Consider the following 13368-nt stretch of genomic DNA (forward strand, 5'->3'; position numbering starts at 1 on the left):
CTTGATCGGTTGGACATACTCGCTGATCGCGCCCCTTGTGAGGCGAATCGATTTTCTGTCTTTGGGGGTACGTGTGGGGGGTAGTGACGCCGTGTCCGATATGCGCGACGGCGAGACGGCAAAGAATCCGGACGCGGAATCGGCGAAGCCTGAGGAAGGGGTGGAGGCACCCCGTGACGCGACTCCGCAGGCCGCGACTCCGCAAGACTCGGTGCCTGAGGGCGCGGTGCCTGAGGACGAGGCTCCACAGGACGCAGCGCCGGAGGGGAAGACTCCTGAGGACACGAGCCCGGAGGCTTCCGCTCCCGAACCCGTAGCAGAGACGGTGGCGGAGCCCGCGCCCGTGGCCGCGCCCGTGGCGGAGCTCGCGCCCGTGGCGGAGCCCGAGCCCGCGCCCGTGGCCGCGCCCGAGCCCGTGGCCCTGGTGAAGGCGGAGGCTGAGCTCGCAGCCGCCGCCGCAGCCGAGCCCGAGCCGGCGCCTGTGCCCGCCCCGGTGTCGGTACCCGCACCCGCGCCCGGCTTCGGTCCGCCGGTGATGCCGGTCGCCGCGCCGCCCGTGCCGGTGCCCGCTGCTCCGCAGGGCGGCTACTACCCGCCGGTCCCACCGCCCCCGCCGGGGTACCAGCAGCAGTGGCCGGCCACGGCCGGCTACCCCGTCGCACCCCCGAAGCCCCGTTCCCGTACCGCGCTTTACGTGTCCCTCGCGGTCGTCGGCCTGCTGGTCGTCATCGCGGGCACGGCGACGGCGGTCATCGCCCTCGGTGGCTCCGTTGCCTCTCAGGCGACACCCGCGGTCACTCCCAGCACCGTCTCGCCGTCGGACACGCCGACCGCGGCCCCCACCACGGACGCGCCCACCCCGACGCCGACCGTCGCACCGAGCCCGAGCTCCACCGTCAAGGGCTCGGTCAACGGCTCCAGTCACAGCGGTGACCTGCGCTTCTTCCTTCTCCCCGTCCCCGCTGACGCCGAGGCGTACGGCGACACCGACGGCCAGAAGCTGAGCGTCGACGACATCTCCAAAATGATGAGCAACCCGTCGACCAGCAAGGGCATCCTCAACCAGTTCGGCTGCTCGGGCGGTGCGACGCGCACGTACCGCACCAACGACGGCGCCCTGACCGTCAGGACCGAACTGATCCACTTCGACGGCCCCGGGCACGCCGGCGACTGGGTCAGCGGGCTGTCCTTCAACAAGGGCAACTCCTTCAACGTCAGCGGCATCACCAACGCCCAGGGACAGGCGTACGACCCGACCACCAGCGACGGCATCGGTTCACTCGTCGGCGTCTCCCACGTGGGCGACGTCGAGTACGAGATCGAGGTCACCGGGACGGGCAAGCTGCCCCATTCGCTGCTCACCCCGTTGATGCAGCGCGAGGAGCAGCGCCTCAGCACCGGCCGCTGAGCGCGAACGCCCCGGTCTCCCAGAACTACTCGTCCGAGAACGTCCCGTGGAGGAACGTTGACCACCGAACCAGCCGAGGCGGAGGCACCCGAGCCTGCCGACCCGGCCCCCGAAGCTGTACCTGACGCAGCGACACCCGAGGCTCCCTTGGCTGACTCGGCGCAGCCCAAGCCCCGCCGTCGCGGCAGGACGGCGCTGATCATGGCGGTCGCCGTCGTCCTCGGCGTCCTCGGCGGCGGTGGTGTGGGCTATGCCGTCCAGTACCACCGCCAGCCCACGCCGCTCCCCCCGCTGTCCGTCGCTCAGCCCCAGTACCCGACCACCCATGCCGCGGCGCCCGTGCTCTCCCCCGCCGACGACGACATGGTGCGGACCGACGGCGACCTCACCAAGCTCGTCGTCCCCGCGCCCAAGGGCTCGAAGGCATGGGACCAACCCCTGGGCGAGGGCGGCTGGCTGACCCTCTCCGATCTGTCCGAGAACTACACCAAGCCCGGCGTCCAGTTCGGTTGGCTGCTCGACCACAACTTCCGGCGGGCGGCCGTCAACACCTGGATGGAGGGAACCGCGACCTACGAGGTCGATCTGATTCAGTTCGACCATGCGCACGAGGACTCGGACCAGGTCTTCGTGACCACCCAGGACAGCTACGCCAAGGCCGACGCCGGCGGCTCGCAGTATCGGACGCCCATTCCCGGCACGGACAACGGGGCCGTGTACGCGGGACCGAACCAACTCCACTACTCGGACGGAACGCCGTATTACCGGGCAGCGGTGCTGGCGGTGCACGGTGACATCGCTCTGGCCATCTGGGTCTACTCGCCGACGCAGGTCAGCTCCAAGTCCCTGATGACCCTCGCCCAGAGCCAGTTGGAGCGACTGTGACCACTGACCTTCCGCAGCCGCAGACCCAGTCTGTGGAGCCGCCTCTGGGCGGCCCGGCCGACGAATCGGCAGCGCCCGCACCGGCGGGGCGACGTAGGGCCCGCTCGATAGCACTCGCGGCTGCCGCCGCACTCGTGGCGGTCGCCGCGGGAGGCGGCATCGGTTACGCGGTGCTCAAGAGTCAGCACGCGCAGCCCAAGCCGCCGGCCGCCGCCGTGGCCAAGCCGTCCCCTTCACCGGCGTACGGCGCGCTCTCCGACGGCAACCACTTCGGTTCGCTCAGCGACCTGCTGCTGCCCCTCCCCGCCGGATTCACCCTGGGCCCGGACGACCCCGGGCTCGGCGACGATGCCGTGCTCACTTCGGCCGCCTTCCTGCAGTACGCACAGTCCGGGCAGAAGGGCGTGTCCAGCAGCGAACGGCAGCAACTCAAGAGCTGGTTGGACGCCAGCCACGTCCTGGGCTACGCCGTGCGCAGTTTCCACTCCACCGACCAGCAGACCTACGAACTCACCCTGCTCCAGGAGAACCAGGGCTTCGCCAAGGTCGAGCCGGAGGCGGACAAGGAACTCGCGGACTACACCAACCTGTTCCGAGCCGGCCCCGCCATCTCGGGCTTCCCCAAGGCCCGCTGCTACCTGCCGCCGCTCCGCACCGGCGACAAGCTGGATCATCTGCAGTGCCGCGCCGCGCTGGGAGATCTACTGGTCACCATGTACGTGGACGGTGTGGCTCCGCTGGACCGGGACAGCGCAGCCGGATTGTTCCAGCAGCAACTGACCCGACTCGCGATTCCGGCGGCACAGGTATGAGTGAGCAGACCGAGACCACGGGCGGGTCCTCCGCCACTCCCGCAGCGCCGGAGCCCAGCATCGTGCCCGAGCAGAAGCCGGCTGCGACGTCGGCCGCACCTGTCCCCACAGTCACACCCGTCCCCGCGACGGCGGTGCCGATCGACCCCGCCGCAGTGTGGGCCGTGCCTCCGAACCTCGCGCCCCCGGTACGCCGCAAGCGGCCATGGGTGCGTACGACGCTGCGATGGACGACGGCCGTTGTGGTCTGCGCAGCGGTCGGCACCGGCACCGCCTTCGGCGTGATGGCACCGCGCCGAACCGACGTGCCCGGCCTCAAGACCCCGGCCGACGCCCGCTACGCCTTCCCGGCGTTGAAGCTTCCGCGCCTGCCGTCGAACGCGGCGAACCAGACGGCGACCGGATCGATGGTCCATCTGGCGGATCTGCGGCAGCTGCTCCTGCCTGCCCCAGCGGGCGCCCAGCCGGACCCGAAGTTCCCCGGCCTCCATGGCTGGTACCCGCTCGCGGCGTACACCGCGCAGTTCGGAAACGGCACGGTACTGAGCGGCAAGCTCACCGAGAACGGTATCCGGCACATCGCAGCTACGGCCTGGACCATGCCGGACGGCACCCGCACCGAGATCTACCTTCTCGGCTTCCGGTCGGACCGGAGCGCGTCGTCCATCTACAACTACGACAGCGTCAGCACGCTGCCCAGCTCGGCTCCCGGAGCCATCACGGACCTGGGCGGAGCGGCGTACTCGGGGGTCGACAGCTCCTACCTGACGGTGAAGGCACAGGCCGGAGGCGGACTGGACAAGGCCGTCCGCTTCGACTTCCTCAGCGAGGGCGATGTCGAGGCGGTGATCGTGATGACCAATCCGAAGGCGGTTCCGGTGGTGGCGAACGAGCAGGTCGCCGTCCTGCAGCACGAGCTGCTCCAGGACTGACGGAGGAGTGCTGGGTGAGTGCGGCAGCACCGGAACAGCGCGCCTGGGGCTGTCCCCTAGGGGACAGCCCCAGGCGCGTACACCTGAAGAGTGGGGGAATCCTGGTGCCCAAGCCTGATGCGCGCCGGATCACCACAGCTATACGGTCATCCTGTGTCTGTCATCACTACGGACAACCTCACCAAGAGGTTCCCTCGGGTCACCGCGCTGGATCGACTGACCGTCGATGTGCAGCCCGGAGTGGTCGGCCTGGTCGGAGCGAACGGCGCTGGTAAGTCCACACTCATCAAGATCCTGCTGGGCCTCGCCCCGGCCACCGAAGGCACCGCTCGCGTTCTGGGGCTGGACGTGGCCACCGAGGGCGGCGCCATCCGCGAACGCGTCGGCTACATGCCGGAGCACGACTGCCTGCCCCCCGATGTCTCCGCCACCGAGTTCGTCGTCCACATGGCGCGGATGTCCGGCCTCCCGGCCGCCGCCGCCCGTGAACGAACGGCAGACACGCTGCGCCATGTCGGCCTCTACGAGGAGCGCTACCGTCCCATCGGCGGCTACTCGACCGGCATGAAACAGCGCGTGAAGCTCGCCCAGGCGCTGGTCCACGACCCGCAACTGGTACTGCTGGACGAGCCCACCAACGGGCTGGACCCCGTCGGCCGTGACGACATGCTGGGGCTGATCCGCCGGGTCCACACCGACTTCGGCATCTCCGTCCTGGTCACCTCGCACCTGCTCGGCGAGCTGGAGCGCACCTGCGACCACGTCGTCGTCATCGACGGCGGCAAGTTGCTGCGCTCCTCGTCGACCGCCGACTTCACCCAGGTCACCCAGTTCCTCGCGGTCGAGGTGACCGACAAGCAGTCCGACCCCGGCTTCGACGCCGACACCGCGCTGCGGGACCGCCTCACCGGTGACGGGCTCACCACCGTGCCGGACGGCTCCCGCGTCCTGCTGGTGGAGCTCAAGGGCGACGAGACCTACGACCTGGTCCGCGACGCCGTCGCCGACCTCGGGCTGGGCCTGGTGCGGATGGAACAGCGCCGGCACCACATCTCCGAGGTCTTCTCCACGCGGGACGACGACACCCCCGCCGACCTGACCAAGGAGGCGTCCGCCCATGTCTGACTCCCTGCAGACGTCCCCGCAGGTCCCGCAGCCCTCGCAACCTCCGCTGGAGCCCCGCGCCGACGTCATCCACGACATCGGCTACCGGCACTACGACGGCGCGCGCCTGGGACGCTCCTACGCGACCCGCTCACTCTTCCTGCTCAGCCTGCGCGGCAGCTTCGGACTCGGTCGCTCCATCAAGTCCAAGATCCTGCCGATGGCGCTGCTGGCCGTGATCAGCCTGCCCGCGCTGATCATCGTCGCGGTCGCCGTCTACACCAAGATGGGCAAGCTCCCGCTCGAGTACCCGCACTACCTCTCGATCATGCAGTTCGTGATCGCGGTCTTCGTCGCCGCCCAGTCGCCGGTGGCGCTGTCCCGCGACCTGCGGTTCATGACCCTCCCGCTCTACTTCTCCCGCCCGTTGACCTCGCGCGACTACGTGCGGGCCAAGTTCGCGGCGATGTTCAGCGCGATGTTCATCCTCACCGCGCTGCCGATCCTGATCATGTGGGTCGGCTCGCTGCTCGCCTCCATGTCCTTCGGCTACAACCTGGAGCACTTCGCGTACGGGCTGGTCGCCGCCGCCCTCTACGCCCTGCTCTACTCCGGGATCGGGCTGGTCATCGCCTCCCTGACGCCCCGTCGGGGCTTCGGTGTCGCGGCGATCATCGCGCTGTTCCTGATCTCCGAGGCCGTGTCCGGCATCATCTACGGCGTCCTCACGGTCAAGGGACACGATCACGCCGCCCACTGGGCCATCATGATCAACCCGGGCTCGCTGGTGGACTCCACGGTCACCTGGCTGTTCAACCTGCGCCGGCAGGGCCTGGCCGGCGTCCCCTCCACTCTCGGCGGTTACCTCTTCATCGCCGAGATCGTCCTGCTCGCCGCCGCCACGTACGGGCTGCTGGTCCGTCGCTACCGGAAGATCTGAGAGGCCACCCGTGACCACCATCAGCATCGACCGGGTCTCCCGCTGGTTCGGCAACGTCGTCGCCGTCAACGACGTCAGCATGACCATCGCGCCGGGCGTCACCGGTCTGCTCGGCCCCAACGGCGCGGGCAAGTCCACCCTCATCCACATGATGAGCGGCTTTCTGCCGCCCTCCTCGGGAACCGTCACCATCGACGGCGTCCAGGTGTGGAAGAACCAGCAGGCGTACCGCCAGATCGGCCTCGTCCCCGAGCGCGAGGCCATGTACGACTTCCTGACCGGCCACGAGTTCGTCCTCGCCAACGCCGAGCTGCACGGCCTGCCCGACCCCGGCGCGGCGGCCCAACGTGCGCTCGCCACCGTCGAGATGGAGTACGCACAGGACCGCAAGGTCACCACCTACTCCAAGGGCATGAAGCAGCGCGTCAAGATGGCCTCGGCGCTGGTCCACGACCCCGCCGTGCTGCTCCTCGACGAGCCCTTCAACGGCATGGACCCGCGGCAGCGGATGCACCTCATGGAGCTGCTGCGCCGCTTCGGCGCGGACGGGCGCACCGTCCTCTTCTCCTCCCACATCCTGGAGGAGGTGGAGCAGCTCGCCCGCCACATCGAGGTGGTCGTCGCGGGCCGGCACGCGGCCTCGGGCGACTTCCGCAAGATCCGCCGTCTGATGACGGACCGTCCGCACCGCTACCTGGTCCGCTCCAGCGACGACCGCGCGCTCGCCGCCGCGCTGATCGCGGACCCCTCCACGGCCGGGATCGAGCTCGACTGGACCGAGAAGGCGCTGCGCATCCAGGCCATCGACTTCTACCGCTTCACGGAGCTGGTGCCCCGGGTCGCGAAGGAGGCCGGCATCCGGCTGCTCACCGTTTCGCCCGCCGACGAGTCCCTGGAGAGCGTCTTCTCCTACCTCGTGACCTCCGCATGACCAGCACCCACGGGACTCCAACGTCTGACAAGAAGGTGAATCAGTGAACACCACCGTCGCCCGGCTGACCGTACGCGGCCTGCTCGGTCGCCGCCGCGGCCTGCTGCTGCTCGCGGTGCCCGCGCTGCTGCTGGTCCTGTCGGTGATCATCCGCCTGGCCGTCGGCCAGGACGAGTCCACCACCGTCAACGTCCTGGGCACCCTCGCCCTGGGCACTCTGGTTCCGCTGCTCGGCCTGATCGCCGGGACCGGGGCGATCGGCCCGGAGATCGACGACGGTTCGATCATCTACCTGCTGGCGAAGCCGCTGCCGCGCTGGAAGATCATCATCACCAAGCTGCTGGTGGCCATCGGGTGCACCGTCGTCTTCGCCGCGATCCCGACCTACCTGGCCGGGGTCATCCTGTTCGGCAACTTCGAGAGCCTCGCGCTGGCCTACGGGGTCGGGGCGCTCATCGCCGGGGTCGCCTACAGCGCGATCTTCCTGCTGTTCGGCGTGATCACCAGGCACGCGGTCGTCGTCGGCCTGATGTACTCGCTGCTCTGGGAGAGCATCGTCGGCAACTTCGTCACCGGCGCCAAAACCCTCAGCGTCCAGCAGTGGGCGCTGTCGGTGGCCAAGCGCATCGCCGACCCGGGCGTGGTCAGCTCGTCGGTGCACCTGCCCACCGCCGTGCCGCTGCTCATCGTGGTCACGCTGGGGACGGCCACGCTGGCGGCGGTCCGGCTGAGCCGACTCACCCTCGCGGGCGAGGAGTAACGACCCGCCCGCACCCTCGGGGTGAGTTGCCGTCGCGGGGGGACGGCAACCCACCCCGAGGCACGTCTGCGCCCCAGGCCGTCAGCGCTAGGGTCTGTCCGGCCGATCTTCGCGGGCGCCCACCGCCGCAGTGACACCATGCGGCTCCGCCGCGTGACGGCACCTCGCCGCGTTGGCGAAACGCCCTGGTAGCTCCGCTGCGAAGGGCGCTCCGCCGCCTTGCGAGGCACCGCACCAGACGGCGTGCGCCCCGCGGCGGAGCCGCTGATGCCCGCAGCCGCGAAGATCGGCCGGACAGACCCTAGGCGCGCAGAGTGTGCGCGCGCCCCGCGCCGAGACCGGCGACTAGGCCCACCGCGCAGCAGACCAGCAGCAGCACCAGCGGCAGCGTCCAAGCCCCGGTTGCCTGGTGCAGCGCGCCGAAGCCGACCGGACCGCAGGCCGCGATGAAGTAGCCCACCGTCTGCGACATCCCGGACAGCTGCGAGGCCACGGCCGCGCACCCGGAACGCAGCACGATCAGCGCCATCGCCAGCCCGAAGCCACCGCCCTGGGCGATCCCCAGCAGCACCGCCCACGCCCAGGCGCCGCCGACCGGCGCGAGGACCAGCCCCAGCACTCCGGCGGCGTTGCAGCACACCATCAGCGCGACCAGCTTGCGCTGGCTGCTCATCCGACCGGCCATCAGCGGCACCAGGAACGCGCCCGCGATCTGCACCAGGTTGCTGAACGCGAAGATCACTCCGGCGGCGGAGCGGGACATGCCCTGGTCGGTGAGGATCGTCGGCAGCCAGGCGATCAGGGTGTAGGACAGCAGCGACTGGATGCCCATGAACACGGCCAGCTGCCAGGCCAGCGGGTGCCGCCACAGTCTGGTCATCCGTCCGGCGGAGGCCGCGGAGGCGGTGGGCGTGCCGGGCGTGCCGGGCGGGCTCGCCTGCGGCACCGGGGTCGCTGCGGCGGGCTTCCGTACCTGCGGCAGCCACACCGCGGCGGCCACCAGCGCCAGCACCGACCAGGACGCCAGCGAGCCCTGCCAGCCACGGAGGGCATGCTCCATGGGAACGGACAGCGCCGCGGCCATCGTCGCGCCGACGATCATCGCGGTGGAGTAGACACCGGTCATCGTCGCCGCGCGCTCCGGGAAGTCCCGCTTCACCAGGCCCGGCATGGTGACGTTGAGCAGCGCGATGGCCGCTCCGATCACGATGCTGCCCGCGAACAGCGTCCACATCCCGCTGACCACCCGCAGGCCGACCCCGGCCGCGAGCAGCCCCAGCGCACCGAAGACGACCCGCTCCGGGCCGAACCGGCGCACCAGCTTGGGCACGAACGGCGCGGTCACACCCATCAGCAGCACCGGGAGGGTGGTGAGCAGACCGCCGGCGGTCGAGGACAGGCCGTAGCTTCCACTGACGTCGGTGAGCAGCGGGGACACGGCGGAGAGCGCGGCCCGCATGTTGAGCGAGACCAGCAGGATGCCGACCAGCGCCGTGGCCGGGTGGACGGCGATGCGGGCGAGGAGGGAGGGGGAGGCAGTGGCGGCTTGGCGGACCGGCGCGTCGAGTGTGGTGCGGGACATGGCGTTCTTTCCGGAGTTTCGGGCGGTGCGAGACGTCGGGCGGGCAGGTCAGCCGTTGTCGCCGAGCAGTCGGTCGCCGAGCAGTCGGCCCACGGCCGCCATCGGCTCGGCCAGCAGCAGCCGGCACGCGGCCTCGGCGCTCTCCGGGTCGCCGGAGGCGACGGCGTCGACCAGGGCGCGGTGCGAGGTGAGGTCGACCTCGGGCATGTCGTGGTCGCCGAAGGCGGAGTGCATCGACTCCCGTACGGAGGCGCTGAAGTAGCGGTAGACCTCGGTGAGTGCGGGATTGTGCGCGGACTCGACCATCGCCGTGTGGAACTCCAGGTCGTGCTCGACGCTGGCTTCGCGACCGGCGCGCTCGGGGTGGCTGCGCAGGATCTCCGCCTCGGCGTCGAGCGCGGCGCGCATCCGGGCCAGGTCCTCGGGGGTGTGGCGGAGCGCGGCGAGCCTGGCGGCCTCGGTCTCGAGCGCGGCTCGGACCTCCAGCACGTCGCGCACGCCCGCGCGCTGCACACCGTGCAGGACGGCAGCCGGGTCGCTGGTGGAGCGGACGAAGGTGCCTTCGCCCTGGCGCGACTGCAGCATCCCGGTGTGGACCAGGACGCGCACGGCCTCGCGGACGGTGTTGCGGCCGACCTGGAGCTGCTCGGCCAGTTCGTGCTCGGTCGGGATGCGGTCGCCGAGCTGCCAGGCGCCGCTGCTGAGCTGCGCACGGAGTTGCTCGATGGCAGAGTCGACCAGGGAGGTGCGCCCGGCGGCCTGCAGATTGTTGCTCACGGGATCCGTCCTCCGGTCGTCCTACATCCTCTTGCCCGGTCATCCTACAACTGATTTCGCCGCCGATGCCCACCGGGGTCGAGCAGCAGCGCCGCGAGCGCGGGAGCGTGCTACCCGCGACCGATCAGCGGCATCGCGGTCGCCATCACGGTGACGAAGGGGATGTTGGCCTCCAGCGGTAGTGAGGCCATGTGGACCACGGTGCGCGCCACGTCGGCGACGTCCATGGTCGGCTCGACCGCGGTGCTGCCGTCGGCCTGCAGGATGCCGGTGCTCATCCGCTTCGTCATGTCGGTGGCGGCGTTGCCGATGTCGATCTGCCCGCAGGCGATGCGATGCCGGCGGCCGTCCAGGGCCAGCGACTTGGTCAGGCCGGTGATCGCATGCTTGGTAGCGGTGTAGGCGATGCTGTGCGGCCGGGGTGCGTGCGCCGACACGGAGCCGTTGTTGATGATGCGTCCGCCCTGAGGGTCCTGAGCCATCATCAGCCGGTAGGCGCCCTGCGCGCAGAGGAAGGCCCCGGTGAGGTTGGTGTCCACGACCGCGCGCCACTGCTCGTATGCCAGTTCCTCGGGCGGCGAGGCGATCGCGGAGACCCCGGCGTTGTTGAACAGCAGGTCCAGGCGGCCGAAGCGCTCCCGTACGGCGGCGAACAGCGCGTCGACGGACGCGGGGTCGGACACGTCGGTGGGAGCGACCAGCGTCGCGCCGGGCGTTCCGGCCGCCGCGGTCTCCCGCAGCGGCTCCTCCCGTCGCCCGGCGAGCGCCACCGCCCACCCGGCGTCCAGCAGGGCCAGCGCGGTCGCCCGCCCGATGCCGGAACCCGCTCCCGTGACCACCGCCACACCCGTGTATCCGCTCATGCTGGGCAGCGTAGCCGCACGGTCCGGTTCAGCGGGTTTGGGGGAAGAGCCGTTCGAGCACCACGGCGACGCCGTCCGCGTCATTGCCGAGGGTGATCTCGTCGGCGGCCTGCAGCAGTTCGGGGTGGGCATCGGCCATCGCCACGCTGTGCGCGGCCCAGGCGAACATGGGCAGGTCGTTGGGCATGTCGCCGAAGGCGATGGCCCGGTCCTTCCGGACGCCCAGCCGGGCGGCGGCCAGTGCGAGGCCGGTGGCCTTGGACATGCCCAGCGGGAGGACCTCGACGAAGCCGGGGCCCGCCAGCACCACATCCACCAGCTGCCCCGCGATCGCCTGGGCGATCCCGGTCAACTCGTCGTCGGAGAGGGCGGCGTGCTGCAGGAACATCCGGGTGATCGGCTCGGTCCACAGCTCGGCCGGGTCGTCGACCCGCACGATGTCGCCGTCCTCGGGCAGCCGGTAGCCGGAGCCGCACAGCACCTCGCCGTCCAGACCCTCGCGGGAGACGGCCAGGAACAGTGGGCCGGTCTCGGCCTCGATCTTGCCGAGCGCGACCTGCGCCAGCTGGCGGTCGAGGGTGATCGAGGTGAGCAGCCGGTGCGCACCCGCGTCGTACACCTGCCCGCCCTGGCCGCAGACGGCGAGTCCGGTGTAGCCGATGGCGTCGAGGGTGGGCCGGGTCCAGGCTGCCGAGCGCCCGGTCACCACGATGTGTACCGCCCCGGGGGCCCGAGCCGCGGCGAGCGCCCGCTGCGTGCGCTCCGACACGGTGTGGTCGGAGCGCAGCAGGGTGCCGTCGAGATCGGTGGCGATCAGGTCGTACGGACGGGGCTGATGACTGGTGAAGCCAAGACTGTCGGTCGGACTCACTTGCCGATCGGCTCCAGGACGGAGCGGCCACCCAGGTAGGGGCGCAGCGCCTCAGGGACGACGACGGAGCCGTCGGCCTGCTGGTGCGTCTCCAGGATCGCGACGATGGTGCGCGGCACAGCGCACAGCGTCCCGTTGAGGGTGGCGAGGGGGCGGTTGCCCTTCTCGCCGCGCATCCGGATGTCCAGGCGCCGGGACTGGTACTCGGTGCAGTTGGACGTCGAGGTCAGCTCGCGGTACTTGCCCTGGGTGGGGATCCACGCCTCGATGTCGAACTTCCGGGTCGCGGAGGAGCCCAGGTCGCCCGACGCGACGTCGATGACCCGGTAGGCGAGACCCAGCTTGTCGAGGAACTGCTTCTCCCACTCCAACAGCCGCTGGTGCTCGGCTTCGGCGTCCTCCGGCGTGGTGAAGACGAACATCTCGACCTTGTCGAATTGGTGCACCCGGATGATGCCGCGGGTGTCCTTGCCGTACGTCCCGGCCTCGCGGCGGAAGCAGGGCGAGAAGCCGGCGTAGCGCAGCGGCAGCCGGTCCGCGTCGATGATCTCGTCCATGTGGTACGCGGCCAGCGGCACCTCGGACGTGCCGACCAGGTAGAAGTCGTCCTCCTCCAACCGGAAGACGTTCTCCGCGGCCTGGCCGAGGAAGCCGGTGCCTTCCATGGCGCGGGGCTTGACCAGCGCCGGGGTCAGCATCGGGGTGAAGCCGGCCTCGACGGCCTGGGCGATGGCCATGTTGACCAGGGCCAGTTCCAGCAACGCGCCGACGCCGGTGAGGTAGTAGAAGCGCGAACCCGACACCTTTGCGGCGCGCTCGATGTCGATGGCACCCAGGATGCGGCCCAGCTCGACGTGGTCGCGGGGCTCGAAGCCCTCCGCGGCGAAGTCGCGCGGGAGGCCGACCTCCTCCAGCGTGACGAAGTCCTCCTCGCCGCCGATCGGGGCGTCGGGGTGGAGCAGGTTGGCGAACAGCCCCTGCAGGCGCTTCGCCTCCTCGTCCGCCTCGGACTGCTCGGCGGCCGCGGACTTGACCTCGGCGGCGAGGGCGGAGGCGCGCTGCAGCAGCTCCGCCTTCTCGTCGCCCTTGGCGCTGCGGATCTGCAGGCCGATCTGCCGCTGCTCGTTGCGGAGTTCGTCGAATCGGGAACCGGACGACCTGCGCCGCTCATCGGCACTGAGGAGGGCGTCGACCAGGGCGACGTCCTCTCCACGGGCGCGCTGCGAGGCGCGTACTCGGTCGGGGTCCTCACGGAGCAGGCGAAGGTCAATCACGGGGATGAGCCTACCGGTCGCGCGAGTGCGAATGCCTCTGCATTGCCGCCCGGGCGAGGGCTGAGGGGGTGAGCCGAGTGCTTTGTCACATGTTCGTCCCGCGTCCGTCCCGGTACCTCGCCAACCCTCATAAACCGTAGCAAGGCTCACTATTCGACTGCATAGGGTGGGCACACGTACCGATCGAGGGGGGCATCGCATGGGCATGCGTTGGAACGGCCGAATAGCT

The 13368-nt window shown here is 70.4% G+C and carries 13 protein-coding genes; 8 read left to right on the plus strand and 5 right to left on the minus strand.

All coding sequences use genetic code 11. The annotated features are described in order from the left end of the window. Positions 1-343 precede the first annotated feature (343 nt). The 8 genes from ABIA33_RS17870 (at position 344) to ABIA33_RS17905 (ending at position 7772) form a co-directional block, all read left to right on the plus strand. Entirely contained in the window at positions 344-1408 is a 1065-nt protein-coding gene (locus tag ABIA33_RS17870) for a hypothetical protein (protein WP_370082638.1), read from the plus strand. A 57-nt stretch (positions 1409-1465) separates the two neighbouring features. Beyond that, the gene (locus tag ABIA33_RS17875; RefSeq protein ID WP_370082640.1) at positions 1466-2293 is read left to right on the plus strand and encodes a hypothetical protein; all 828 of its coding nucleotides are present in this window, start codon (positions 1466-1468) and stop codon (positions 2291-2293) included. Beyond that, positions 2290-3105, plus strand: coding sequence for a hypothetical protein (locus ABIA33_RS17880; protein ID WP_370082642.1), 816 nt, complete (start codon positions 2290-2292; stop codon positions 3103-3105). The genes ABIA33_RS17875 and ABIA33_RS17880 overlap by 4 nt, the downstream gene beginning before the upstream one ends. Continuing rightward, positions 3102-4037, plus strand: a complete 936-nt coding sequence (locus tag ABIA33_RS17885; protein ID WP_370082644.1) for a hypothetical protein — start codon at positions 3102-3104, stop codon at positions 4035-4037. The genes ABIA33_RS17880 and ABIA33_RS17885 overlap by 4 nt, the downstream gene beginning before the upstream one ends. Before the next feature lie 153 nt (positions 4038-4190). Further along, positions 4191-5162, plus strand: a complete 972-nt coding sequence (locus tag ABIA33_RS17890) for an ATP-binding cassette domain-containing protein (RefSeq protein ID WP_370082646.1) — start codon at positions 4191-4193, stop codon at positions 5160-5162. Next, positions 5155-6081 carry an ABC transporter permease gene (locus tag ABIA33_RS17895; protein WP_370082648.1) on the plus strand — a complete coding sequence of 309 codons (927 nt, stop codon included), beginning with the start codon at positions 5155-5157 and terminating at the stop codon, positions 6079-6081. The genes ABIA33_RS17890 and ABIA33_RS17895 overlap by 8 nt, the downstream gene beginning before the upstream one ends. A 10-nt stretch (positions 6082-6091) precedes the next feature. After that, a complete protein-coding gene (locus ABIA33_RS17900) occupies positions 6092-7012 on the plus strand; it encodes an ABC transporter ATP-binding protein (protein WP_370082650.1) in 921 nt (306 codons plus the stop codon). A 43-nt stretch (positions 7013-7055) separates the two neighbouring features. Continuing rightward, positions 7056-7772 carry an ABC transporter permease gene (locus ABIA33_RS17905; protein WP_370082652.1) on the plus strand — a complete coding sequence of 239 codons (717 nt, stop codon included), beginning with the start codon at positions 7056-7058 and terminating at the stop codon, positions 7770-7772. Positions 7773-8073: 301 nt separating this feature from the next. On the opposite strand, the gene ABIA33_RS17910 is transcribed toward ABIA33_RS17905, so the two are convergent. The 5 genes from ABIA33_RS17910 to serS form a co-directional block, all read right to left on the minus strand. Then, a complete protein-coding gene (locus ABIA33_RS17910; RefSeq protein ID WP_370082654.1) occupies positions 8074-9354 on the minus strand; it encodes a CynX/NimT family MFS transporter in 1281 nt (426 codons plus the stop codon). A gap of 48 nt (positions 9355-9402) precedes the next feature. After that, positions 9403-10131, minus strand: coding sequence for a FadR/GntR family transcriptional regulator (locus tag ABIA33_RS17915; RefSeq protein WP_370082656.1), 729 nt, complete (start codon positions 10129-10131; stop codon positions 9403-9405). 110 nt (positions 10132-10241) lie between these two features. Further along, on the minus strand, positions 10242-10994 hold the full coding sequence (locus ABIA33_RS17920; protein ID WP_370082658.1) for an SDR family oxidoreductase: 753 nt from the start codon (positions 10992-10994) through the stop codon (positions 10242-10244). A gap of 28 nt (positions 10995-11022) precedes the next feature. After that, a complete protein-coding gene (locus tag ABIA33_RS17925) occupies positions 11023-11865 on the minus strand; it encodes an HAD family hydrolase (protein WP_370082660.1) in 843 nt (280 codons plus the stop codon). Next, on the minus strand, positions 11862-13139 hold the full coding sequence (serS, locus tag ABIA33_RS17930) for a serine--tRNA ligase (RefSeq protein ID WP_370082662.1): 1278 nt from the start codon (positions 13137-13139) through the stop codon (positions 11862-11864). The genes ABIA33_RS17925 and serS overlap by 4 nt, the downstream gene beginning before the upstream one ends. Positions 13140-13368 lie beyond the last annotated feature (229 nt).

Source organism: Streptacidiphilus sp. MAP12-16, from assembly GCF_041262165.1.
Lineage (GTDB): Bacteria > Actinomycetota > Actinomycetes > Streptomycetales > Streptomycetaceae > Streptacidiphilus.